Source organism: Maledivibacter sp., from assembly GCA_025210375.1.
Taxonomy (GTDB): Bacteria; Bacillota; Clostridia; order Peptostreptococcales; family Caminicellaceae; genus JAOASB01.
Genome location: JAOASB010000049.1, coordinates 1 through 25,277 on the forward strand (window position 1 = coordinate 1; position 25,277 = coordinate 25,277).

Annotated in this window: 21 protein-coding genes; 19 read left to right on the forward strand and 2 right to left on the reverse strand. The window is 33.6% G+C overall.

Annotated features, from left to right (window positions below; translation table 11 throughout):
• Window positions 1-236 precede the first annotated feature (236 nt).
• Window positions 237-629 (forward strand): hypothetical protein, encoded by a 393-nt coding sequence (locus N4A68_16930; GenBank protein MCT4565977.1) that lies wholly within the window; start codon window positions 237-239, stop codon window positions 627-629.
• A 137-nt stretch (window positions 630-766) separates the two neighbouring features.
• On the opposite strand, the gene N4A68_16935 is transcribed toward N4A68_16930, so the two are convergent.
• Entirely contained in the window at window positions 767-2,596 is a 1,830-nt protein-coding gene (locus tag N4A68_16935; GenBank protein ID MCT4565978.1) for a YcaO-like family protein, read from the reverse strand.
• A gap of 20 nt (window positions 2,597-2,616) precedes the next feature.
• Window positions 2,617-2,952 carry a YlbF family regulator gene (locus N4A68_16940; GenBank protein ID MCT4565979.1) on the reverse strand — a complete coding sequence of 112 codons (336 nt, stop codon included), beginning with the start codon at window positions 2,950-2,952 and terminating at the stop codon, window positions 2,617-2,619.
• 243 nt (window positions 2,953-3,195) lie between these two features.
• On the opposite strand from N4A68_16940, the gene nagA reads away from it, so the two are divergent.
• The 18 genes from nagA to N4A68_17030 all read left to right on the forward strand — a co-directional run bounded on the left by nagA (window position 3,196) and on the right by N4A68_17030 (window position 25,011).
• Window positions 3,196-4,353, forward strand: coding sequence for an N-acetylglucosamine-6-phosphate deacetylase (nagA, locus tag N4A68_16945; protein ID MCT4565980.1), 1,158 nt, complete (start codon window positions 3,196-3,198; stop codon window positions 4,351-4,353).
• A gap of 163 nt (window positions 4,354-4,516) precedes the next feature.
• Window positions 4,517-4,966: a PTS sugar transporter subunit IIA gene (locus N4A68_16950; GenBank protein MCT4565981.1), complete on the forward strand. Its 450-nt coding sequence runs from the start codon at window positions 4,517-4,519 to the stop codon at window positions 4,964-4,966.
• Between the two features lie 16 nt (window positions 4,967-4,982).
• A complete protein-coding gene (locus tag N4A68_16955) occupies window positions 4,983-5,264 on the forward strand; it encodes a PTS sugar transporter subunit IIB (protein MCT4565982.1) in 282 nt (93 codons plus the stop codon).
• An 84-nt stretch (window positions 5,265-5,348) separates the two neighbouring features.
• Window positions 5,349-6,617, forward strand: coding sequence for a PTS ascorbate transporter subunit IIC (locus N4A68_16960; GenBank protein MCT4565983.1), 1,269 nt, complete (start codon window positions 5,349-5,351; stop codon window positions 6,615-6,617).
• Window positions 6,618-6,761: 144 nt separating this feature from the next.
• Window positions 6,762-7,865, forward strand: a complete 1,104-nt coding sequence (gene ugpC, locus N4A68_16965; protein MCT4565984.1) for a sn-glycerol-3-phosphate ABC transporter ATP-binding protein UgpC — start codon at window positions 6,762-6,764, stop codon at window positions 7,863-7,865.
• Window positions 7,866-8,074: 209 nt separating this feature from the next.
• On the forward strand, window positions 8,075-9,415 hold the full coding sequence (locus tag N4A68_16970; protein ID MCT4565985.1) for a glucose-6-phosphate isomerase: 1,341 nt from the start codon (window positions 8,075-8,077) through the stop codon (window positions 9,413-9,415).
• 285 nt (window positions 9,416-9,700) lie between these two features.
• Window positions 9,701-10,747: a helix-turn-helix domain-containing protein gene (locus N4A68_16975; protein MCT4565986.1), complete on the forward strand. Its 1,047-nt coding sequence runs from the start codon at window positions 9,701-9,703 to the stop codon at window positions 10,745-10,747.
• Window positions 10,748-10,903: 156 nt separating this feature from the next.
• Window positions 10,904-11,839: an ABC transporter substrate-binding protein gene (locus tag N4A68_16980; GenBank protein MCT4565987.1), complete on the forward strand. Its 936-nt coding sequence runs from the start codon at window positions 10,904-10,906 to the stop codon at window positions 11,837-11,839.
• A gap of 129 nt (window positions 11,840-11,968) precedes the next feature.
• Window positions 11,969-13,027, forward strand: coding sequence for an iron chelate uptake ABC transporter family permease subunit (locus tag N4A68_16985; protein MCT4565988.1), 1,059 nt, complete (start codon window positions 11,969-11,971; stop codon window positions 13,025-13,027).
• A complete protein-coding gene (locus N4A68_16990; GenBank protein ID MCT4565989.1) occupies window positions 13,024-13,815 on the forward strand; it encodes an ABC transporter ATP-binding protein in 792 nt (263 codons plus the stop codon). Before N4A68_16985 ends, N4A68_16990 begins: the two co-directional genes overlap by 4 nt.
• An 879-nt stretch (window positions 13,816-14,694) precedes the next feature.
• The gene (locus N4A68_16995; protein MCT4565990.1) at window positions 14,695-15,879 is read left to right on the forward strand and encodes a CoA transferase; all 1,185 of its coding nucleotides are present in this window, start codon (window positions 14,695-14,697) and stop codon (window positions 15,877-15,879) included.
• Window positions 15,880-15,915: 36 nt separating this feature from the next.
• Complete coding sequence (locus tag N4A68_17000; GenBank protein ID MCT4565991.1) at window positions 15,916-17,100, forward strand: CoA transferase; 1,185 nt, start codon at window positions 15,916-15,918, stop codon at window positions 17,098-17,100.
• Between the two features lie 86 nt (window positions 17,101-17,186).
• A complete protein-coding gene (gene atoD, locus N4A68_17005) occupies window positions 17,187-17,837 on the forward strand; it encodes an acetate CoA-transferase subunit alpha (GenBank protein ID MCT4565992.1) in 651 nt (216 codons plus the stop codon).
• A 1-nt stretch (window position 17,838) separates the two neighbouring features.
• Window positions 17,839-18,489 carry a 3-oxoacid CoA-transferase subunit B gene (locus N4A68_17010; GenBank protein ID MCT4565993.1) on the forward strand — a complete coding sequence of 217 codons (651 nt, stop codon included), beginning with the start codon at window positions 17,839-17,841 and terminating at the stop codon, window positions 18,487-18,489.
• 127 nt (window positions 18,490-18,616) lie between these two features.
• A complete protein-coding gene (locus N4A68_17015) occupies window positions 18,617-19,489 on the forward strand; it encodes a 3-keto-5-aminohexanoate cleavage protein (GenBank protein MCT4565994.1) in 873 nt (290 codons plus the stop codon).
• 212 nt (window positions 19,490-19,701) lie between these two features.
• Window positions 19,702-20,733 (forward strand): 2-dehydropantoate 2-reductase, encoded by a 1,032-nt coding sequence (locus N4A68_17020; protein MCT4565995.1) that lies wholly within the window; start codon window positions 19,702-19,704, stop codon window positions 20,731-20,733.
• 371 nt (window positions 20,734-21,104) lie between these two features.
• A complete protein-coding gene (locus tag N4A68_17025; protein ID MCT4565996.1) occupies window positions 21,105-22,667 on the forward strand; it encodes a BCCT family transporter in 1,563 nt (520 codons plus the stop codon).
• 289 nt (window positions 22,668-22,956) lie between these two features.
• Window positions 22,957-25,011: a methyl-accepting chemotaxis protein gene (locus N4A68_17030; GenBank protein ID MCT4565997.1), complete on the forward strand. Its 2,055-nt coding sequence runs from the start codon at window positions 22,957-22,959 to the stop codon at window positions 25,009-25,011.
• Window positions 25,012-25,277 lie beyond the last annotated feature (266 nt).

Here is a 25,277-nt window from a genome sequence, read left to right on the forward strand (position 1 = left end):
TACTTGGCTAAGCCTGATATGCGAATATCATCCTATATTTAATTGCTTAAGATATAAGCATATTTGATGGTATAGTTCTTAAGGTTTTTTAACTATATATAGTAGATAGTTTTTGCAGAAGGTAATTATGCAATTTGCTCAGTTAAATTCTTTTCACATTAATATGGTTTATACATATTATAGTATTGAACGTGAAATGTATAAATAATTAAAATATATTAAGAGGTGATTTATTAATGGAAAAGTGCTGTGGCTATAATAATGATCATGGTGAAATGATGCCTATGGAAGACATGGGTCAGATGATGGCAATGCAGCCGATGCAACCAATGATGCCAATGCAATCAATGCATGCAATGGCTTCAATGTGTGCAATGGCATCTATGAGTGCTATGGCTTGTATGAATGCAATGGTTTGTATGCAACCAATGGGAGCAATGCAGCCAATGAATGAAATGTATCCAATGGAGGCTATGCAACCAATGAATGAGATGGGAGCTATGGACCCTGCGCAGCAGATGAATGAAATGTACCCAATGGGTATGCCGCCGATGGGGATGCAACAAATGCAACCGATGCAACCAATGCAACCAATGGGAGCTATGTATCCAATGTGCCCAATGAGATAATTAAAAATGCTAAGAAGATACAATAAAAAGGTTTCTATTTCCGGGGATATAGAAACCTCTTTATTGTTATTTATGGACTTGAATTTTTGAATGTACCTCAAAACTTAGGGCTGCAAATGGTATACTGCACATTTGGATTAAAGTCCAAGTAGGTCTTTTAGATTTTCTTGTTCTATGGAGCTTAAAGCATCCCTCTCCTTCAATGATTTATAAATTCTATTTGTAACAGGATTCATGCAATGGCATTTAAACTGGTGCTGGTTACAATTCCAGCATTTTAGATTATCATATCTATTAAATATAAGCTCCTTATCACCAAGGTCTCGAAGTACTCCCTTAATGATATTTAATGGATAAAATTGCTTTAGAGAAGCAATTCCTTCACCTTTATCTAACCCATCAATGAGAGTTCCAATGTAATCTCTAATGCATCTATAAAAGGTTAGCTCAAATTTATTGCTATTAGATCTAAATTTCAGATGATTTATAAAACTGTCAAAAACCTCATATGCCTTATTAAAATTTCCCCGATGATAATGCAAAGAACCAAGGAATAGATCAATCTTAGTGTAATACCAAGGCAATATATTTTTTGTATTAATATTTAAGAATTGTGCTATTGATGCGTCCCTACTATAATTTTGATCTTGAAAATAGTCAAATATTTCATTTATAGATTCTTCCGATAAGTATTCTAGGTTCCGGATGTATCCTTTTATCCTGTTATAGTCACAATATTTTTCTATGGCTTTAATATTATCGATTTCTTCTATTTCGCTTAATCCAGGAATGATGATGTGGAAGCTTGGGAAGCCAAGATAGGATACATTACGAAGAAAGATATCATAGCCCCTATTTTCTACAAAATTAATTAAATAGTACAACATTTCTTTATTACTCAATTCATTAACATCTTCAAATTCTTTAAATTCATAACTGAAATTATGGCTAAAAAGCTGGGATGGATAGATCCCTGAGCCATTTACAAGTATATTTAATAGATTATCCTGTTCATCAGCTATATTTGGTTTATAGGAAAAATCCCTTAAGCCCATCATATTTTTGATATTTTGACCTTGTAAAAGCTCCGTCAATGTTCTTTCAACCGCTATCTCAAATATAGGGTGGGATCCAAATTTAATAAAGTATGACTGAGTATCTTTATTTATAAAAATTACTCCTACAACAGGATAACCCTGATTTAAGGAACAATCCTTTATAACTACATCGTAATTGCCCCCCAGTTTTATTCTATCTATCATTTCCACTATCCCAGGATATTTATTTATATACTCAATTGGTATGGTGGGTGGAGTAATTTTTTTAAGTATAATTTCCTTATTTACATGTCGTTCCAAGATTTCAGATATTCCTTGTACTATTGCTTCATGGTACGTATTACCGGCACACATACCATTTGACATATACATTTTGGATGCCATTTTAATGGGTATATAAGAAAGTTTATCATTTCTAATATTTACATAGGGTATAGCCACAAAATCACAGGGCGTCTTCTCATAGGATATTCCAATCCATTTATTTAGGAGGTATTTTTTATCAACCTTTGATTCCATAAGATTAAATTGGGTTTGTATCCAGTCCTCATCACTATTTAAAATATCATCAATACTGAAACACTTTTCATCATGGGCATAAAAAAATCCCATATACTCGAGGTTTTCTACACTAAGGTCAATCGAAAGTTTAAAGTGAGCTTGGTTCTGTATCCTCTCTATCAGTTCTGCATAGGCACTGGCTAAAGCAAATTCAGTGCTAGTCCCCTTACCATTTGATTTAATATTGGTGTTTTCAATGGCAAGATTTACTGAGTAAAATCCTTCAGCAGAGTTTTGCCAACCTGCTTCGATTATTAAAATTCCTAGATCAGCAAATATATTTCGTATTCTATTAATGGTGTTCAATGGAAACTCATCCTTGTATTTTCTATCACATAATGAACTCATAATTACCTCCTACAAAAGAACTACTTATTAAATTCTGAGTCTAATGAATCTTGTATAGATTTATAAACTTTAAACATCATATCGTTGAATACCTTTGCCGAATTCAGAAGGTCATGTACCTCAGAGTATTTAGACAGATTTTTAAAGCTTTTATTTATTTCTAATGCAAGGGATCTTCCTTCTCTACTTTGCATATCCATTTTATAAAGTTCCATTTGTTTTTTTTCGAACTCTTTCATTTCATCCTTTAAATTCTTGTATTTATCTAGGTTTGTTTTAGCTTTATTAAACTCAGCAAACTCAGTGGTTTGTTTAATAGCATGAACAAGATCTCTAATTCTACTTTCTAATAACATATAAACAACCCCTTAATTCAAAAAATACTATAGTTCTTAACATTATATTCCCTATGGCTTGTATGTATTACAGATGAACTACAAAGTGAAAATTACATATAGGAATTCAAGGGAAACCTTTAATTTATACAGAACTTTCCATAGAAAATTAAAGTTAGCAAATAAATTTCATTAGTGATATAATTTGGATATAAATGGTATGAAAATAATAATATATATACACTGAATTTAGGGGATGATTTCATGAAATATTTGATTAAAGCTTCAGAAATTTACTCAGAAGATTTGATAATTAGTGATGGGAGTTTAGTAGTTAGTGATGGCAGGATTGCAGAAATAGGTTCACAGATTGATTATAAGGATATAGACATTATGGACTTAAGTGAATATAAAATAATTCCTGGACTGATAGACATGCATATTCATGGGGCAAAGGGATATGATACCATGGATTCGAGCTACGAAGCGATAAATGAGATATCTAAATATCTTGCACAAAATGGAGTAACCGGGTTTTTACCAACAACGGTTACTGCCGATTGGGAAAGAATAAGGGCAGCCGTTAAAAATGTTCATGATACCATGGAAAAGGGAGTCGGTGGGGCTTCAATTATTGGTTCATATATTGAGGGCCCATTTATAACAGAGAAAAATAAAGGAGCCCATCCCTCCCAGTTTATTAGAAAAATAGACAGTGAAGAAATAGACGGCTTAATAGATGATGGAAAGGGAAGCATTAGGGTTATTACAATTGCACCGGAAAAGGAAGATGCTTTAGAATTGATTAAGGACTTAAATTCTAGGGGAATAAAGATTTCCATAGGTCATACAGATGCTACCTTTAATGAAACCAAATGTGCCATAGAAAATGGAGCTAATATTGCTGTACATACATTTAATGGCATGAGGGGACTTCATCATAGAGAACCTGGCGTTTTGGGGGCAGTTTTAAGCATTGAAGATATATATGCTGAACTTATAGCGGATTTTGTTCATGTACACCCCGAAGCAATAAAGATATTAGTAAAATGTAAGGGAGCAGAGAATATTTCTTTGATTAGTGATTGTATGAGGGCTGGAGGATTAGCCGATGGAGAATATAAATTGGGAGAATTAGAGGTGGTTGTAAAGGATTCTGTTCCACGACTTCCTAGTGGAGCCCTTGCTGGAAGTACATTCAAGATAATTAATGGTATCAAAAATATGGTTAATACAGTAGGCGTAGCTCCTTTAGATGCCGTCCATATGGCTTCATTTGTTCCCGCTAAAATGTTAGGTATAGATAAGGAATATGGAAGCATAAAGGAAGGAAAAAGGGCTAATCTAACGGTTATTGACGATAGCTATAATGTAATTATGACAATAGTGGATGGAAAGATTGTTTATAGATTGAATAATTAAATGTAAAATTATAATTGGAAATATAAAAAAATCGAAGGCTTTGGCCTTCGATTTTTTTATATTATAAGCATTGATATATAAACAATTGAATAAAAATAGACTATATAGGAATTCAAGTCAAAACCTCAATATTTAAAGGGATGAATTTTAAGGAGGCAAATATATGTTAAAGGATTTAATAACATATGAAAATATTGAAGTAGATGTTGAAGCAGTAGATTGGGAGGATGCCGTATATAGGGGGGCAAAAATACTTTTAGATAAGGAGTACATAACCCCAAAATATATTGATGAAATCACTAATAAAGTAAAGGAAATTGGACCATATATTGTGATAGCACCGGGAATAGCATTATCACATGCTAGACCAGAGGATGGAGTTAAAAAACTATCTATGAGCATCATGACACTGAAAAATCCAATTGAGTTTGGTAATGAAGATAATGACCCCGTTAAACTACTAATAACCCTTGGGGCAGTAGATAATGAAACACATTTAAAAGCACTATATGAGCTTATGAAGCTCTTAAATAATTCTGAGGACGTAAAAAAAATATTTAAGGCAAAGGATAAGCAAGAAATACTAAAGGTTTTATCTAAATATTCAAAATAGAAGGGAGGTGTTGTAAATGAAAATATTAGTTGTATGTGGAAGCGGATTAGGCAGTAGTTTTATCCTGGAAATGAGTATAAAGACGATTATTAAAGATTTAGGTGTAGATGCCCATGTGACCCATACAGATTTAGGATCGGCAAAGGGAGAGGGAGCAGATATTTATGTTGGTACAAAGGATATAACCCACCAATTAGAAGGAATAGGGGGAGAAGTGATTTCCCTAAAAAATATCATAGATAAAGTGGATATGAAAAAGCAGCTAGAGAAGACCTTTAAGAAATTGGGGGTTTTGTAGAAGAAACAAACCAAATAGGAATTGGGAAGTTACCATTATATGTTAGGGAGTATAAAGATATGGAGTTGAAAAGGGGGGAATTATATGTCATTTTTTAAATTTTTAATGTATGATGTTTTAAGTGTACCAGCAGTTTTAGTTGGCTTAGTAGCATTAATTGGGTTATTGGCTCAAAAAAAATCATCAACGGATTGTATTAAAGGCACATTAAAGACTATAATGGGCTTTATCATTCTTGGGGCTGGAGCAGGTGTAGTAGTAGGATCATTAAATCACTTTTCTGAAATATTCCAACATGGGTTCGGGATAACAGGTATAGTACCAAATAATGAAGCCGTTGTGTCCATTGCACAGAAAGCCTTTGGTAAAGAAATGGCATTGATTATGTTCTTTGGTATGATTGTAAATATTGTTATAGCAAGATTTACAAAATGGAAATATATATTTTTAACAGGACATCATACTTTATATATGGGCATCATGATAGCAGCAATATTAGCAGCAGGAGGTATGTCAGGTATAAGCCTGGTAACGCTGGGGTCAGTAATTCTAGGGATTATGATGGTGTTTTTTCCAGCAATTGCACAACAATTTATGAAGGAGATAACTGGTACAGATGAAGTAGCATTTGGTCATTTTGGCACAACTGGATATGTTTTAGCGGGTTATATTGGAAAGTGGTTTGGTAATAAGGAGAAATCAACGGAAGATATGGAATTGCCTAAGGGACTTTCTTTTTTAAGGGATACACCGGTAGCTATTGCATTTACAATGGGTATTATTTATTTGATTTCAGCCTTTGCCGCCGGTAAAGAGTTTACTGAAGGAGTTAGTGGAGGACAACATTTTATAGTATTCTCAATAATTCAGGCAATAACCTTTGCAGCAGGTGTATTTGTTATACTACAGGGGGTTAGAATGATTCTTGCTGAAATAGTTCCAGCATTTAAGGGTATTGCAGAGAAGATAGTACCCAATGCAAAACCTGCCTTAGATTGTCCAGTTGTATTTCCCTATGCACCTACAGCTGTATTAATTGGCTTTTTATCAAGCTTTGTGGCCGGAGTTATAGGTATGTTTATATTAATGGCATTAGGATTACCTGTAATAATTCCAGGAGTTGTACCACATTTCTTCTGTGGAGCTACTGCAGGAGTATTTGGTAACGCTGCGGGAGGTAGGAAAGGAGCTATACTTGGAGCATTTGCCCATGGAATATTGATAACCTTCCTTCCCCTTCTATTAATGCCAGTTCTAGGTGATTTAGGATATGCAAATACAACATTTAGCGATGCAGATTTTGGGATTGTAGGAATTCTGTTAGGGAATATATTAAAGATATTTGTTCATTAAATAAAGAATATGAGTGATCCTCTTAGCTGCTTTTGTATAAATTGTACAATAGCAGCTACTATCTTTGGAACCTTTGTCAATATATTCATTTATAGCTTTGTAGTAGAATAAAAGTATAAATTTTAATAAGGGGAGAGGGATAGGATGGCTGGATTAAATTTAAATAAAATAAACAAGGTATATCCTAATGGATTTCATGCTGTAAAGGATTTTAACTTAGAGATAAAAGATAAAGAGTTCATTATATTTGTAGGACCATCAGGCTGTGGAAAATCTACAACTTTAAGAATGGTAGCAGGACTTGAAGAGATATCTTCAGGGGAGTTATATATTGGAGAGAACCTAGTAAATGATGTTGCCCCAAAGGATAGAGATATAGCCATGGTATTTCAGAACTATGCTTTATATCCTCATATGACAGTTTATGATAATATGGCATTTGGATTAAAGATGAGGAAGGTTCCAAAACCGGATATAAAGCAAAGAGTGGAAGAAGCTGCTCAGGTATTAGGTATTGAAGACCTATTAAAAAGAAAACCAAAGCAGTTGTCCGGTGGACAAAGACAAAGGGTAGCTTTAGGAAGGGCTATTGTTAGAGAACCAAAGGTATTCTTGATGGATGAGCCTTTGTCAAATTTGGATGCAAAGCTTAGAGTACAGATGAGGGCCGAGCTTAGTAGAATTCATCAAGATCTTCAAACAACAATCATATATGTGACCCATGACCAAACGGAAGCAATGACAATGGGAACCAGAATAGTTGTTATGAAGGATGGAATAGTACAACAGGTAGCAGATCCTCAAACAATATATAATCAACCATCAAACATGTTTGTTGCAGGATTTATTGGAAGTCCTCAGATGAACTTTATAGATGGAAAGCTTAGCGAAAAAGACGGAGAAGTATATTGTAAATTTGAAAAAAATACAGTTAAGATACCAAAAAATAAGGCTGATATATTACGTAAAGCAAATCAGATAAATAAAGAAGTAGTATTGGGAGTAAGACCAGAAGATATAAAAAATAAATCCGATCATAATGAAAAGGAAGATTTTATAAGCTCTAGGGTTGAAGTCAAGGAGCAGCTAGGATCTGAGACATATTTATATCTGGATATTAATTCTAAAAAGCTTATTGCAAGGGTTAAGCCTACATTCAATCCGGGGATCAATGATTTAGTTAAAATATACTTTGATATGAATAAGATTCATATATTTGACAAAGAAACTGAGAAAACCATATTTTAAGGCACATGAAAAAAATACACGGGTCATATTTGGAAGTGATTTTGATTATTTTCTAGGTACTTTATGGTGGGCGTAAGCACTGTATGTAAGGTATGAGTAAGATGAATAGTTTATTTCTTGAATATGCCTAAATAAAAGAGAAAGGTAGAAAAGTTAGTCCATAATTTTCTACTTTTTCTATATGTTTAGAGTTTACAAGGGGGTACAATATGAAAAATATTACGTTTGATTATTCTAATGCATTTGTGGAAAATAAAAAAATTGAAGATTTAAGAAAGTCGATATCCCATGCCCATAAAATGTTACATAATAAGATGGGTGCAGGTAAGGACTTTTTAGGATGGATGGACTATCCAGTAGGATATGATAAAAATGAATTTAATAGAATAAAAGAAGCAGCTGAAAAAATCAGAAAAAACTCAGATATATTTATAGTAATAGGCATAGGGGGATCATACTTAGGGGCAAGGGCAGCTATAGAAGCATTGTCTCATTCTTTCTATAATATGCTTCCTAAAAGTAAAAAGAATAGACCAGAAATTATTTTTGTAGGTAACAATATAAGCGGAACCTATTTAAGACATCTAATGGATGTGATAGAAGGAAAGGATATAAGTATAAATGTAATATCAAAATCTGGAACGACAACGGAGCCAGCAATTGCCTTCAGAATACTTAAAACATATCTTGAAGAAAAATATGGTAAAGAAAAAGCTAGGGAAAGAATATATGCTACCACCGATAAATGCAAGGGGGCATTAAGAGAATTATCAAATAGAGAAGGCTATGAAACCTTTGTAATTCCTGATGATATTGGAGGAAGGTTTTCCATATTTACACCGGTGGGAATGCTTCCAATAGCCGTCGCTGGATTAGATGTTGATGGTGTTCTTAAGGGTGCCGAGGCAGGAAGAAAGGAATACATGGAAGAAGACCTACATAACAATCCGTGCTATCAGTATGCAGCCATAAGAAATATACTTTATAATGAAGGAAAGATCATCGAGGTTCTAGTGAATTATGAACCTTCTCTTCATTATATATCTGAATGGTGGAAGCAGCTTTATGGAGAAAGTGAAGGAAAGGATGGAAAGGGTATATTTCCTGCAGCAGTAGATTTTTCTACTGATCTTCATTCAATGGGACAATACCTACAGGATGGTAAAAGGCATTTATTTGAAACGGTTCTAAATATAGAAAAACCAAGGGAAGATATGGAGATAATAGAAGATGAGGTCAACTTAGATAACCTAAACTATCTGAGTGGAAAAACCATGGATTTTGTAAATAAAAAAGCCTTTCAAGGAACTTTGCTTGCCCATATGGATGGGGGAGTGCCGAATTTGATAATAAATATACCAAATATGGAGGAATACTACTTTGGAAAACTAATATATTTCTTTGAAAAAGCATGTGGAATAAGTGGCTACTTATTAGATGTAAATCCATTTGATCAACCGGGGGTAGAAAGCTATAAAAAGAATATGTTTGCACTCCTAGGTAAACCAGGGTTTGAAAACTTAAGAGAAGAACTAATGAAAAGGATATAATTTACAATAATCAATAATTTCTATATAATTATCATAAAGAAAGACCAAATCTTAGAACTTAGAACTATAAATGCGTCTACAGACGCATTTCAGGCTGCCTAAAAACCCGAATTTCTTCGTTGTTGCTGAAACCAAGAACCCTTACGTATGTCTATATACGCTACGGCCTCTCGGTTTCAGCACGCCTCGAACTTCGAATTTCTAAACAGCCTGACATCTTGTTGACTTTGTCAACAATCTGAAATGCGTCCACAGACGCATTTATTTTAGGTGGGTGGACTATTTATGGACATAAGAAGAGTAAGGCTCTTATTTTCAAAAATTCAAAATGTGCTAGATGAAGAAATAAGTCTTATGGATGATACTGGGTATATTATAGATAGTACAAATTCCGCAAAAATAGGAGACTATGATACATCATTAAATTTAAATAAAATCGATGATACAATCCTAGAAGTGGAAGATAGACTATATTACTTGATCAATACCCGTTATGGCAAGGACTTAATTATAGCCATGGAAGGCAGCTCAATTGAAAACAAAAGATTATTACAGGTTGTAGGAATCTTTTTAACCGATAATTTAAACAACCTAACGCGGGAAGACTTTATTAAAGGTATTATATTAAAGGAATTTCATAAGGATGAAGTAAAGGATATTTGTAGTAAATTCAATTTGAAATATAATTCAAATGCCCAAGTTATTGCTATAAAACTCTCAGAAGATATTATTCATGATGGAGAAAGCATAATAACAAATATGCATCCAGAAAATATTGTAGTAAAGCTGAATAGTACCACATTAGCTTGTATAAAAATAGTTAATGATGACGGTGAAGGCTTTGAACTTGGACAAAATATATATGACACTATATTTTCTGAGCTTCTATATGAGCCTATCATTGGGGTAGGAACATTGGTAAGGGATTTAAGCTGTTTACATCAATCATATGAAAAGGCCAATCTATATATTAGATTGGGTAAATATTTCATTGAGGATAGGAAAATATATAGTCATAAAGATTTAATTCTACCTATAATTATTGATGATTTAGATACTGAGGTTTTAAAAGAAATATCTAAGCTATCTGGCTGTAATTTAGAAGACATATTGATGGATAATGAGCTTATGCTAACAGCTACTAAGTTTTTAGAAAATAATTTGAATATAAGTGATACCGCAAGAAAGCTATATGTACATAGGAATACATTGATTTATCGGTTAAATAAAATTCACAACATCACGGGCTTAGACTTGAGAAGCTTTAAGGATGCAGTGAATTTTAATATGTTAATAACAGTAATGAAGTATATCCAAAAACATCCTAAATAATAGAGGAAATTTCATAACTCTTACTTGGCAGAATTGTATAATATATATGGTATAGCTCTAAGGTTTAGTTAAGCCATAGGATATGGGAGCCTTGACACTGCGTGACTATAAGACTATAATTCTTATAAATTTAGTGTAATAATAAGGAGGGAATATATGGTTAGAGAAAATAAACTATTAATATTAGTTTTGATATTTACTTTATCAATAGCTTTTTCGTCATGCACCCATCAGCCCGAGGAAAGGATACAACCTTCTAAGCCTTCTGATGGTGAGATTGAATATCCCATTGAAATAGTTGATTCCTACGATAGAACAATTAAAATAGAAACTGAGCCAATGAGAATAATATCTATTGCACCGAGTATAACAGAAACCATCTTTGCTTTGGGCGGAGGAGATAAACTAATAGGCAGAACAGAGTTCTGTAATTATCCAGATGGGGTAAAGGATATAGAGTCTATTGGAAGCCTTCAGGAGCCAAGTATAGAAAAAATTATAGACTTAAAGCCAGACTTGATTATAGCTTCTACACATTTTAAGGAGGAAACCTTGAAAAAGCTCGAAGAGTTAGATGTAAAAGTAGTAGTTTTTTATGGTGAAGAAAGTTTTGATGGTGTTTATGAAGTGATAGAAAAAGTTGGTCAAGCCCTTAACAAAAACAATGAATCATACTCTTTAGTTTCTAATATGAAAGATAGAGTTAGTAATGTTGTGGATAGGGTTAAGGATTTAGAAAAAAAAGAGGTTTACTATGTTGTGGGATTTGGTGAATATGGAGATTATACAGCTGGCAGTGATACCTTTATAGGAAATATGATAGAAATGGCCGGAGGAAAAAATGCTGCAGCCAATATAAAAGGTTGGAAATATAGTCTCGAAAGCCTTGTGGAAAAGGATCCAGACATATTGATTTGTTCAATCTATGATGATACGAAGGAAAAGCTTGTAAGGGCTAATGGATATAAGGAGCTAACGGCGGTTAAGGAAGGGGAGGTTTATGAAATTGATAAAAATCTTCTTGAGCTTCAAGGGCCAAGACTAGTAGATGGTTTGGAGGCTTTGGCTGGCATAGTACATCCTATAAAGTAATTATAGATTGATATTTATGAGGTTTTTTATATTTGTTTTGTGGATAAAATGTAGCCAATACTATATTTTATCCACAAATTATTGGTAAAATTGTTTAAATTCCTTAAATTCTGAAAAAAAGGAGCTGCCATGACTTATATTTTCAAAAAAAATCATTTCAAAATATTATATTTTATGCTTCACATCATATTAATCTTCTTAATAATTTTTGTAAGTACATTGGGTGTGGCAAAGATTCCGCTTAATGAATCTTCTAAGATCATCTTAAGTAACATCCCCTTTATAAAAAATAAAGTTTCATTAGAAGGTATTAGTCCGTCTCACATTGTAATAATAAATAAGATCAGATTTCCAAGAATAATATTATCTGCACTTATTGGAATAGCCTTAGCGGGCTGTGGAGTGGTGTTTCAGGGTATCTTTAAAAATCCTATGGCAGAACCCTATGTTTTAGGGATTTCATCTGGAGCTGCATTTGGGGCTACATTAGCAATAGTTTTTGGATTTGAGGCTGCTGCCTTTGGGATCGGAGCAATATCAATAATGGCTTTTGGTGGGGCGATAATCACAACCTTCATTGTTTATAATATATCCAGAATAGGGAATAAAACCCCAATCATGACTTTACTTCTTGCAGGTATAGCCATGAGTTTTTTTCTTTCTTCTATGATATCTTTACTTATGACATTTAATAGACAAAAGGTTGAAAAAATTGTATTTTGGACCATGGGGAGTCTTTCCTCAGCTAGCTGGAAGCATGTAATAATATCGGCTCCTATTATATTATTGGGGTCATTACTCTTCACATTATTTTCAAGGGATTTAAATGTCATGCTATTAGGTGAGGATTCTGCTAAGGGCTTAGGTGTAGAGGTTGAAAAGCTAAAAAAAGGACTTTTGCTTATTGCATCTATAGTTGCCGCATCGGCGGTATCCGTAAGTGGTATTATTGGATTTGTTGGATTAGTAATACCCCATATAGTTAGATTGATTGTGGGACCAGATCACAGAGTATTAATTCCATTTACTTTAATATCCGGGGCAATATTTATGATTATAGCTGATACCTTGGCCAGAATAATAATGCCTCCTACGGAAATACCCGTAGGAGTTATAACCGCACTTTTTGGAGCCCCCTTCTTTATATATTTGCTTCATAAAAATAAAAAAAATAGTTATATGGGGTGAAGAACTTGGACTATCCAATTAGTTTAAACAATTTAAATTGGGACTTTGGAGATACTCAGATACTAAAAAATATTTCTACAAATATTGATAAAAATAGGTTTACATGTATCATTGGCCCCAATGGTTCAGGTAAATCAACCCTTCTAAAGAACATCCTAAAAATATTAGAGCCCCAAGAGAATTCAGTATTCATTTATAATAAGGATATTTTGGATTATAAATATAAGGACCTATCAAAAAAGATAGCCTCTGTTCCCCAAAATACGATGATTGATTTTGAATTCTCTGTAATGGATATAGTTTTAATGGGGAGATCACCCTATCTAGGAAGATTTGAAGTTGAGGGAGAAGTTGATTTTCAAATAGCTAGAAGGTCTATGGAAATGACTGATACATGGTATTTAAGGGAAAGAAGCATTAACACTTTAAGTGGGGGAGAACGGCAAAGAGTAATAATCGCCAGAGCCCTTGCTCAGCAGTCAAATATCTTAGTACTGGATGAACCCATATCAAATCTTGATATGCAGCATCAAATTAATATACTAAATATCACAAAGGAATTATCTGAAAAACAAAATATTACCATATTAGCTGTGCTTCATGATCTAAATTTGGCTATACAATATAGTCAATACCTAATACTTATGAATAAAGGGGAAATAGTGGATGAAGGCCTGCCAGAAGAAGTTATAACATATGATAACATAAAGCGTGTGTATGATATTGATATCCATATCATGAATAATCCTATAACTGGAAAGCCCCATATAATTCCCATAGCTAAATAGTTTATACATGGGGTAGAGGGTTTTTATAAAAGGTAATCATGCAATTTATCCACTTGATACAATATAGAATTTAACCTTTAGTATCATTTTCGACACTATAATACAAAAAAGTGTATACTTGATAAAAAGAATTTTACGATATATAATTCTCTTAGGATAAAAAAGCAACCTAAAGGATTTATGATATAAAAATATGGAACTCCACTGATTAATTCAATATCATCACCAATAAGTGAAGGAAGAATTTAAAAGGCCACGATTTTTAATCGTGGTTTTCTAGGATATAGGTCAATATGATTATTCTTCAATCAGGGGAATTGTAATAAATTTTTCACATCATAATATATTGGATGAAAATGCAATATATTCTTTCAAGTCAAGGATTTGGGTTAATAAAAACCTACTACATATCTAAAGGAAATTGTTATTGAATTTTACTAACAATCCCTCATCAAGTTCTAATGTACTCATATGCTTTCTAAAAGACACAAAGTATCAAAAATATACTAAAAAACATTAGGATACCATATGGCAAAACCGCCACTATATTACAAATATACTATAATCGAACATCGTTAATACTATAACACAAAAAAGTGCGTACTTGTATTCAATCAATAATTTAGTTAATATTATGTCATAGTGACAATGTAGAATCTTAGACTAATTTGTCGAGCCGAAAATAATCAATGGCTCTAGACTAAATTTAATATTATATTTTTTGTTTATATTATTTAAGGATATTCAGTCAATAAAAATAATATTGTTATATATATATTTAGTATTATCATTGCTATCTAATAATAAGATCTCTATATTCTGTTCATTAAAATTAATATGAATATTAAAGAACTTATTAAGTTTGAAAGGAGAATTTCAATGAGACCACTTGAAGGTATCAAAATTATTGATTTTACACAGGCCCATGCTGGAAGTCTTGGTACCATGCTTTTAGCTGATTTTGGAGCGGAAGTTATAAAGATTGAAAGACCAAATGTAGGTGATATGGCAAGGTATTGGCCGCCATTCAAAGGGGACGATAGTGGATATTATTCATTTTTAAATAGAGGCAAGAAAAGTATAACAGTTAATGCCAGATCAGAAGAAGGAAAAGAAATATTAAAGAAATTAATTAGTGAAGCTGATGTAGTATGTGAAAACTTTAAGGTTGGAAATATGGAGAGATTAGGACTTGGTTACGATGATTTGAAAAAAATCAATCCTAAAATAATATATGCATCGGTTTCCGGGTATGGAATCACAGGACCTAATAAGGATTTACCATCATACGATCTTATGCTTCAAGCAATGTGTGGGGTTATGGACTTGACAGGATTTGAGGATGGTCTACCTACTAAGGTAGGGCCAGCTATAGGAGATCATTTTAGTGGTACTTATCTTGCTAATGCAGTGTGTATGGCATTGATACATAGGGATAAAACGGGAGAGGGACAAAGAATCGATATAGGTATACTTGATACTTTATTTTCTGTATTGGATGTTGCGCCTACAGCAAGCTCACTAGGAAAAGTATCCCTTACAAGAATGGGTAATGCTAATCCATCGGTTGCTCCTAGTGATACATATAAAACTAAAGACGGACATGTTTCAATTAGTATTAACTCCAATGATGAATGGAAAAAATTCTGTTCAGTAATTGCCAGGGAAGATTTGATAGAAGATTCTCGATTTATAACAAATGAAATGAGAGTTGAAAACTATACAAAAGAGTTAAAAAATATAATTCAAGAATATATAGATGGAAAAGACAAATTTGAGATCGAAAATGAATTAAGAAATGCTGGATTAGCCTGTGCGGCAGTTCTAACTATCGATGAAGCCATTAAACATCCTCAGATTAAGTCTAGGAATATGCTTGAAAAAGTCAATGATAAAGCTCTAGGAGATTTTACTATGCCTGGAATAGCTATAAAATTACATGGAACTCCTGGTAAGATTACTGGAAGCGCTCCTTTATTAGGCGAGGATACCGATGCTGTCTTACAAAGCGCGGGATATGAAGGGGAAGATATTAAAAAACTTCGAGAAAATAAAATAGTGTAACTTACTTATTAAGCGAGTGTTGAAAGGAGAATTTTCATGAGACCTTTAGAAGGGATAAAAGTCATAGATTTTACACAGGAGTATAGTGGTCCATTTTGCACTATGCAATTAGCAGATTTTGGGGCTGATGTTATAAAGATAGAAAATGTTGAGTGTGGAGACCAGTCAAGGACGTGGATGCCTATTAAGGATGGGTTTAGTGGTTTTTACGCAAGTATTAACAGAGGAAAAAGAAGTTTAACTTTAAATCTAGCCTCTGAAGAAGGTAAAGAAATCATAAAAAAATTAGTAACCGATGCGGATGTAGTTGTTGAGAGTTTCAAGGTTGGAACTATGGAAAATCTAGGTTTAGGATATGAAAATCTAAAGGCAATTAATCCTGGATTAATATATGCAACAGTTTCAGGCTTCGGAATAGATGGACCGCTAATGGACTGTGTTTGTCACGATAACATCGCACAATCTATGAGTGGTACCATGGAAATGACTGGGTTTCCAAAGGGTGAACCAACTAAAATTGGTATAAATTTTGCAGATAACTTTACAGGGTTAAACCTTTGTTTAGGAATCTTAATGGCATATTATAATAAGAATAAAACTGGCGTCGGACAGCGATTAGACGTTGCCAAGCTGGACTCTCTATTTGCTTTAAATGAAGCACCTATTATATTTAATACAATGCTGAATGAAAAGTGTTCTAGAGCTGGAAATAATGATGTTACTATTGCACCCTACGATGTATTTGAAGCCCAAGATGGATATATATCAATAGGTGTTGCCAGCGAGTCTGCATGGCCAAAAATGTGTAATGCAATAGGAATGCCAGAGCTTATTGAAGATCCTAGATTTGTTGACAATAATGGACGTACTTCTAATTACGATATTGAACTAAGACCTATAGTTGAGGAGTACACTAAGAAAAATACAAAGAAGGATATTGAAGATATATTGGCTAGTGCTGGAGTTCCCTGTGCCCCAGTTATGTCTGTTGAGGAAATAATGGCTCATCCGCAATTAAAGGTTAGAGACATGGTTGTGGAACTTGAAGATCCAGAACTTGGTAAGTTCAAGACTGCAGGTATACCTATGAAATTAGAAAAAACTCCAGGTGCAATTTTAAAGCCAGCGCCTAAGCTTGGACAGGATTCCAATGAAATTCTTAAATCCCTAGGATATTCAGAGGAAGAAATTAATAGATTTCATGAAAAGGGAATAGTTTAATTCAAAAAAATATATATGGGATTTGGAAGTGTGTGGTAAAGGTGTTTCAGCCAATCCCTAGGTAATTGATATGGAGGTTAAGTGAAATGGCAAAGATCACAAGTATTCAAAATGCTATTGATCAAATTAAAGATGGTATGACAATCATGATTGGTGGCTTTTTAGGCTGTGGAGGACCAAATGAATTATTGGATGCTCTATCAAAAACAGGTGTTAAGGATTTAACGTTAATCTGTAATGACACAGCATTTCCAGAGGTAGGTATTGGAAAGTTGGTAGTTAATAAGCAGGTTAAGAAAGTTATAACATCCCATATAGGTACAAATCCTGAAACGGGAAGACAAATGACTGCCGAGGAAACAGAAGTAGTACTTGTGCCCCAGGGAACTTTAGCAGAAAGAATTAGGGCAGCCGGTGCTGGACTTGGTGGAATCTTGACTCCTACTGGTGTTGGAACATTAGTAGAAGAAGGCAAAAAGAAACTAGAATTAGATGGAAAAGAATATTTGCTAGAGCTTCCACTTAATGCGGATGTGGCAGTGATATTTGGAAATACAGTAGATAAAAAGGGAAATATAGCCTACTCAGGATCCGCAAGAAACTTTAATCCGTTAATGGCTATGGCTGCAGATACTGTAATTGTTCAAGCAGAAGAAATCGTTGAAATTGGCGGTATAAGCCCTGAAAATGTTATTACGCCTAGTATTTTTGTTGATTATATAGTTGGGGGAGAGTAGGATGGATAGATCAGAAATAAAAAGTTATATCGCTAAAAGAGTTGCAAAAGAACTTAAGGATGGCGATGTAGTAAATCTAGGAATAGGACTACCTACATTAGTAGCTAATTATATACCAGAGGGGATTGATATAACCCTTCAATCAGAGAATGGATTTGTAGGGCTTGGGCCTAGTCCAGAAGAGGGAAAAGAAGATCCCTATATAGTAAATGCTGGTGGACAACCGGTTACAATCAATGATGGAGGAGCTTTCTTTGATAGTATGATGTCTTTCTCAGTGATCAGAGGAGGTCATGTAGACACTACTGTGTTAGGTGCTTTACAGGTTGATGAAAAGGGAAATCTTGCCAACTGGATGATTCCTGGTAAAAAAATACCTGGAATGGGTGGAGCAATGGATTTAGTGGTTGGAGCCAAAAAGGTTATTATCGCCATGGAGCATACAGCTAGGGGTGCCCATAAAATATTAAAGCAGTGTACATTACCCCTTACAGCGGTTGGACAAGTAGATTTAATAATTACAGAAATGGGAGTAATGAAGGTTACAAAGGAAGGATTGCTTTTAACAGAATTGAATCCAGAATTTACTATAGACCAGATAATAGAAGCTACAGAAGCTGAGCTTATAATTGATGATAAGCTGAAAAAGTAATTATAAATAAATCTAATGCAGTATTAACAATACTTACAAAAACTCAGAAATAAGTATTTGTATTCTATAAAATGAATTAGGAATTCCCTAGAGAGAAATTCCAAAAGTGAAAGAGGAGGAATAAGAAATGAATTATGAAGTAGTTTTAACCTGTGCAGTAACTGGAGGAGGAGACTCCCACTTAAAGCATCCTAACGTTCCAGCATCACCTGAGGAAGTTGCAAAGGCAGCAATAGAGGCAGCAAAAGCAGGGGCAGCAGTTGCTCATATACACGTAAGAGACCCTGAAACAAAGGACCCATGTAGAGAACTTCATCTTTATGAAGAAACAGCAAAGCTTATACGCGAAAGTGATGTAGATGTAATACTTAATATCACTACTGGAATGGGTGGAGACTTTGTTCCAGATGAAAAAAATCCAGCTATTGGTGGACCAGGAACAGATATGGCTACAGCAGCTGAAAGGGTAGCTCATATTGAAAAAATCAAACCAGAAATATGTACTCTAGATTGTGGATCATTTAACTATCAAGCTACAGCTTATATTGCTACATATCAAATGCTTAGAGAAAGTGCTAGAAGAATTACTGAAGCCGGTGTTAGAGCTGAGTTAGAAGTATTTGAATTAGGTCATATTTGGCAAGCAAAGGATTTAATCAAAGAGGGTCTTCTTGATGAAAAATCATTATTCCAATTCTGTATGGGAATACCTTATGGTGCTGAAGGAACAGCTCAAAATCTAGTAGCTATGCAAGCTGCACTTCCAGCAGGGGCTCAATGGGGAGCATTTGGTATAGGAAGACAAGAAATGCCAATGGTAGCTCAATCAGTAGTAATGGGCGGTAACGCAAGAGTTGGATTAGAAGACAATATCTATCTTGGTAAGGGTCAATTTGCTACAAACGAGCAATTAGTAGAAAGAGCAGTAGAAATTATAGAAAGACTAGGAGCTAAAGTATTAACTCCTGCTGAAGCAAGAAAGAAATTACAATTAGTTTAATAAAATGTCATATATGTATCCACTAAAAGTAATTATGGGATTTGATCAAATAATGAAATTAGTGGATACATTGAAAAAAATATATATAGAAATCCCGATAAATCTTTTACAAGTGATAAAAGATGACTTTTACGGTTTTTGAAAATAGGGAAATCGATTGCGAAATTGGAATCGATTGATAGCATAAGTATATAATCTTAGGAGGCAAAGTAATGAGAATCGCGTTAATTGGAGCAGGATCAATAGGAACAATAATGGGAGCTTTAATGGCTAAGGCTGGAGAGGATATAGTTCTTGTAGATACTTTTAAAGAGCATGTTGATGCCCTTAATAAAAATGGAGCTAAGATTGTAGGTCATATGGATTGTACAGTTCCTGTTAAAGCAATAACACCTGATCAAATGGAAGGTAAATATGACCTTATTATATCCCTTACAAAGCAAACCACTATGAATAAATGTATAAATGATGCATTCGAGCATATGCATGACGAAACCATAGTATTAACATTACAAAATGGAATTCCAGAAGATATTTCTAAGGCAATCGTTGGAGAAGAAAGAGTAATGGGTGGAGGAGTTGAATATTCAGCTACTTGGGTTGAACCAGGAGTATCTGAATTAACATGCTCTCCTGATGCTGTGGGAATTACTTTCGGTAGACTTGACGGCAAGATTACTGAGAAAACAAAAGAAGTTCAAAAAGCTTTTTCTGGTTTAGGACATGCTGAAATAACTGAAAACCTATTAGGTATCAGATATACTAAGCTTACTGACAACTCAGTTTTTAGTGGACTTCCAACAGCTTTAGGATGTGATATCGGTAAAGTTTTAGATAACTATAAAGCGATGACATGTATAGCTTACCTTGGTATGGAAGCAGCTACTATAATTGAAAAATTAGGAGTTCATCCTGAGAAGTTATTCGGACTACAACCACTATTAGAAAATGTTAAGTTTACTAATAAGGAAGAGTTAGATAATGTAATCAAAAACTACTGGACACCAATTTATGCTCCATATAAGGATCAGATTGCAAGTATGCTTCAAGATATACGTAAGGGTAAGAAGTGTGAGATCAATCAAATCAACGGAAAATTTGTTGAAAAAGCCAAGGAAGTTGGCGTTGAAGCTCCTTTTATGAAAAAGGTAGTTGAAATAGTTTCTAAGCTAGAAAGTGGAGAATTGAAGCTAGAAAATGCATGGGAAAATCTAGAATTATTTGATATTCCAGAGCTTGGTTAATGAATATTTCAAGGATTATATATAGGGCCTAGGTTAAATCTTAATTTATACATATCGAGATATCCGGTGTTTCTAGGAAGTTTTGGTATGTATAAATTAAAGTTCTGACCCGAATCTCTATAGTGATTTGTATAGTGCATTAATAAATCTACATTTTGTTTTCTTGTAGAGGGTTTAGGGTGAATCGCAATTTATACATGTACAAATGCTCAGTGTTTCTAGGAAGTTTTGATATGTATAAATTAAAGTTTTCACTGGAATCCTTATATAATTCACCGAGGGTCTTATGTGCAATGGGAAAACAAAATGTTAGTGGTTTATTGCAATTTATATAATAATATTAAAGTTAAAAAATTATGGGAGGGAACTTAATGTCGAAAGAAAAAAGCAACAAACCTAAAGTGGCTCCAGTAGACAAGCCTTTGTTTTTTGGATCTGCAGGACTAATTACAATTTTAGTTGTACTAATGATTGTATTTGAAGAAAAATCTGGAACGGCACTTCAAGGTATTTTCAATTTCCTTACTGACCAAATGGGTGCAGTATATTTGTGGGCAACAATAATTAGTGGATTTTTTATTGCTTGGTTAGCCTTTGGTAAATACGGTAATGTAAAGCTTGGTGGACCTGATGCACAGCCGGAATTTAAGACAGGAAGCTGGCTTGCAATGTTCTTTTGTTCAGGTATAGGTACATCATTACTAGCTTGGGCATCAAAGGAATGGTATTACTATTATGTATCACCACCATTTGGACTTGAGGCTCAATCAGTTGCTGCAGCTGAAATGGCATCATCATATGCTATATTCCACTGGGGTATTTTAGGATGGGTTATCTATTGTATCATGGCATTCCCTATTGGATATGCATACTATAACAGAAACTATAACTCAGTAAGATTTAGTACTGCTTGTATAGGAGTTATTGGTGAGAAAAATGCAAAGGGTGCTTTAGGTAAATTTATAGACTTCCTATTGATTTTCGGATTAATGGGTGCAAACTCTACTTCTTTAGCATCGGGTACACCTATGCTTGCTGAAAGTTGTAGTAGATTATTAGGTATAGAGCATACTTTCATGGTTGATGTAGTTGTTATTTTAATTTGGACAGCTATATTCACAACATCAGTTACTCTAGGACTTAAGAAGGGTATCAAGGTTTTAAGTGATATTAACGTTGTTGGAGTATTGATTTTATGTAGTTTTATCTTCGTAGTTGGACCAACATGGTTTATGATAAATAGTTTCACAAATAGTATGGGTATAATGATGTCAGATTTCTTTAGAATGGCATTCTATACAGATCCTATTGGTAAGAGTATGTTCCCTCAATGGTGGACCGTATTCTATTGGGCTTGGTATTTTGCTTATGCACCATATATGGGAGCATTTATCGCAAGAATTTCTAAGGGTAGATCATTTAAAGAGATCGCTATGGGTGTTATCCTAGGAGGATCACTTGGTTGTGCTATTTTCCATGTAATCTTTGGTGGAAATGCATTATATCAACAACTTAATGGATTATATGACTTTGTAGGTGTAGCACAAAGCTCAGGAGACTTTACGGCAGTAGTTGGTGCCTTAATGAATCTTCCAGGAAGCTTGTTTATACTAATTTTATTCTGTTTCGTTGGGTTTATATATTCCGCTACAACAATTGACTCATCGGCTTTTACTATGGCAACTGTTGCATCTAAGGATATGGGAGAAGATGAAGAGCCAAGATGGTGGAATAGAATGTTCTGGGCAGTAATGCTTGGAGGTTTATCACTAGTAGTTATGAATATCGGTGGATTAACACCTATTAAGACAATGTCACTTGTTGTTGCATTCCCTATATTAATATTTGTTATGATATCATTAATATCACTATCTAGATGGTTAAAAGAAGATCAGCCACATTTACAAAAAAGTAAATCAGAAAAGGCTAATTAGAAAATTAATTAAATAGAAATTCACAAGTATTCATAAGATGAATCCGGAACCTCCCTGCTATTTATTTGATAATTAAAATTCAAATTGGGAGGTGACCGGATTATTTTGAGATTCATAATAAATTTTCAATTATAACTAATTTCCGCTAACAAATTATCAAAATGATATGATTAAACTTATTTTATTAGGTGAAAGAGATTATTAACAGATATGATGAAGCTTGGCAAAGAAAGATTTAGTTTATAGTTACTATATTAAAAATTATTGAATTCCGGGGAGGCGATAATGTATGGAGAAGTATTCCAAAGGAAAAAAGAGCATAGTTTTAAAGTTAACATTAATTATATTAATGCTTTTAGCAGTCATTTTTACTGTAATAGGAGCAATAGTATATAAATTTAGTGATAGTATGTTTACCAAAAGTGCCATTAATGAGCTTAACTTGAAATCCGATCAAATTGCTGCTAGTGTTTCTAAAATTTTTGAGAAGCAAGTAAGTACTGCTAAGTATTTAGCTGCCAGTGATCAACTTACCAACTATATAAAAGAAGTTGACACATACGAAGAAATCACAACTAACAGTCGTTACGATGAAGTTATGAACACCCTTTTAAATGTAGCAGATAGTGAACCTGTGCTTAAATATGCATGGATGTGTAGTGCAAAAACAAAGTTTTATCTTGATAATTTTGGGAATGTATCCAAAAAAGGATGGACTCCTGAATTTAGTGCTTACTATGAAGATATTTCTAAGGCGGATGATGTTATATTTGCGAAGCCCTATCTAGATGTTGAAACGAAGACCATGATGCTTTCTTCTATGGCTCCGGTAAAAGAAAATGGAAAATTTGTAGGTTATATGTGTGCTGATATTGCTTTAAATGCAATACCAGATATTATGGAAAAAAATGTAATAGGTGAAAATGGTTACAACTTATTAGTAACTAATGATGGGACGTATATATATAGCAGAGACAGTGACAAAATTTTAAAGACGACAATATCCGAGGATACGGAATTAAGTGAAATAGGAAAAAAACTGTTAGACAGACAATCTGGTACAGATGAAATAAATATAGATGGAAGAGATTATTTTATTAAATATATATCATTGGAGATAAATGATTGGGGTATATGTGTATTGACTGATAAAGAAGAAGCATTTGCAGGAATGAAAAAAATAACAATGTCTATATGGGCAGCATTCATTGTTGGTGGGTTATTACTTATGCTTTTGACCTATGGTACTACAAAGAAAATGCTAAATCCCCTTAATTCAGCTGTTAGTCAGGCTGATTCTATAGCCAATGGAGATTTAAATTTATATCTAGAAGACAATTTTATCAATAAAAATGACGAGATAGGGGTATTAGGGAAGAGTTTAAGTGCAATGGTTTCTAGCTTAAGAAACTTAATCAATAATATCCTAAGTAGTTCCAATAATGTAACGGGTCATTCTCAAGGGTTAACTGCTATAACTCAAGAGGCAACAAATGCCTTAAAGAATATCACATACAATATTAACAAAATGGCAGATTCCGTTGTTAATCAATCTAATGATATTCAAGCCGGTATGGATGAAATATATAGCTTGGGATCATTAATAGATAAAAATGAGAAGATAGTGGAAGAAACAAATAGTTCTATATTTAGTGTGGATTCAAAGGTGGAAGAGGGACAAAATTCAATAAAGCTTCTTGTTAATCAAACCCAAAAATCTCAACAATCCACGAATGAAATTTTTACGATAATAGAAAAAACTAATGAAAGAACTAAAAAGATAAGACAAGCTAGTGAGCTTATAGCATCTATAACAGAACAAACCAATTTATTAGCTTTGAATGCGGCTATTGAAGCTGCAAGGGCAGGAGAGCATGGAAAGGGTTTTGCAGTAGTTGCAGAAGAAATAAGAAAGCTAGCGGAGCAATCTAACTCTTCAACTAAGGAAATAGAAGCGATAGTTAAAGAACTCATAGATAACTCCGATAGTGCTGTAGCAACAATGGAAGTTATGGAAAAACAAATAATAATAGAACAGAATGCATGCGTAGAAAAAACTGAGCAATGCTTCAATCAAATATACGATGCAATTACTCTAACTAAGGATTTCATTATCCAAATAAGGGAAAATGAGGATGCAATTAATGATAGTAAAGATAAAGTATTGGGTGTGATTCAAAATTTAGCTAGTATGGCTGAAGAAAACACTTCTAGTTCACAGGAAATATCTGCAACATCCGAAGAATTACTGGCATCTATGGAAGAAGTTGTAAATTCAAGTGAAGAGCTATCATACATAGCACAAAAACTACAAGAAGAAGCATCTAAATTTAAGATGAGTTGATGTACTTTATAGGGATTCAAGCTAAAATTTTAATTTATACAGATCAAAAATCCCTATAGCATAATACAATATAAAATCTAAATAGTATCATATTGGATACTATAAGACAAAATCAATACAATATAACATTAAAGTGCGTACTTGAATTAATGAAAGAGTTTAGTTAAAATCATATCATGATAAGAAAAATGTAAATAATTTTGTTAATATGTCGATGACATTGAGATGTATTTTAGTAGATTATGGAATTAGTTATATAGAAGATA

Coding starts and splice junctions, on each gene's coding strand:
- N4A68_17020 (MCT4565995.1), top strand. CDS start 19,702: ATGAGAATCGCGTTAATTGGAGCAGGATCAATAGGAACAATAATGGGA.
- N4A68_16980 (MCT4565987.1), top strand. CDS start 10,904: ATGGTTAGAGAAAATAAACTATTAATATTAGTTTTGATATTTACTTTA.
- N4A68_16935 (MCT4565978.1), bottom strand. CDS start 2,596: ATGAGTTCATTATGTGATAGAAAATACAAGGATGAGTTTCCATTGAAC.
- N4A68_17030 (MCT4565997.1), top strand. CDS start 22,957: ATGGAGAAGTATTCCAAAGGAAAAAAGAGCATAGTTTTAAAGTTAACA.
- N4A68_16970 (MCT4565985.1), top strand. CDS start 8,075: ATGAAAAATATTACGTTTGATTATTCTAATGCATTTGTGGAAAATAAA.
- N4A68_16940 (MCT4565979.1), bottom strand. CDS start 2,952: ATGTTATTAGAAAGTAGAATTAGAGATCTTGTTCATGCTATTAAACAA.
- N4A68_16930 (MCT4565977.1), top strand. CDS start 237: ATGGAAAAGTGCTGTGGCTATAATAATGATCATGGTGAAATGATGCCT.
- N4A68_16975 (MCT4565986.1), top strand. CDS start 9,701: ATGGACATAAGAAGAGTAAGGCTCTTATTTTCAAAAATTCAAAATGTG.
- N4A68_17000 (MCT4565991.1), top strand. CDS start 15,916: ATGAGACCTTTAGAAGGGATAAAAGTCATAGATTTTACACAGGAGTAT.
- N4A68_16985 (MCT4565988.1), top strand. CDS start 11,969: ATGACTTATATTTTCAAAAAAAATCATTTCAAAATATTATATTTTATG.
- ugpC (MCT4565984.1), top strand. CDS start 6,762: ATGGCTGGATTAAATTTAAATAAAATAAACAAGGTATATCCTAATGGA.
- atoD (MCT4565992.1), top strand. CDS start 17,187: ATGGCAAAGATCACAAGTATTCAAAATGCTATTGATCAAATTAAAGAT.
- N4A68_17025 (MCT4565996.1), top strand. CDS start 21,105: ATGTCGAAAGAAAAAAGCAACAAACCTAAAGTGGCTCCAGTAGACAAG.
- nagA (MCT4565980.1), top strand. CDS start 3,196: ATGAAATATTTGATTAAAGCTTCAGAAATTTACTCAGAAGATTTGATA.
- N4A68_16950 (MCT4565981.1), top strand. CDS start 4,517: ATGTTAAAGGATTTAATAACATATGAAAATATTGAAGTAGATGTTGAA.
- N4A68_16955 (MCT4565982.1), top strand. CDS start 4,983: ATGAAAATATTAGTTGTATGTGGAAGCGGATTAGGCAGTAGTTTTATC.
- N4A68_17015 (MCT4565994.1), top strand. CDS start 18,617: ATGAATTATGAAGTAGTTTTAACCTGTGCAGTAACTGGAGGAGGAGAC.
- N4A68_16960 (MCT4565983.1), top strand. CDS start 5,349: ATGTCATTTTTTAAATTTTTAATGTATGATGTTTTAAGTGTACCAGCA.
- N4A68_16995 (MCT4565990.1), top strand. CDS start 14,695: ATGAGACCACTTGAAGGTATCAAAATTATTGATTTTACACAGGCCCAT.
- N4A68_17010 (MCT4565993.1), top strand. CDS start 17,839: ATGGATAGATCAGAAATAAAAAGTTATATCGCTAAAAGAGTTGCAAAA.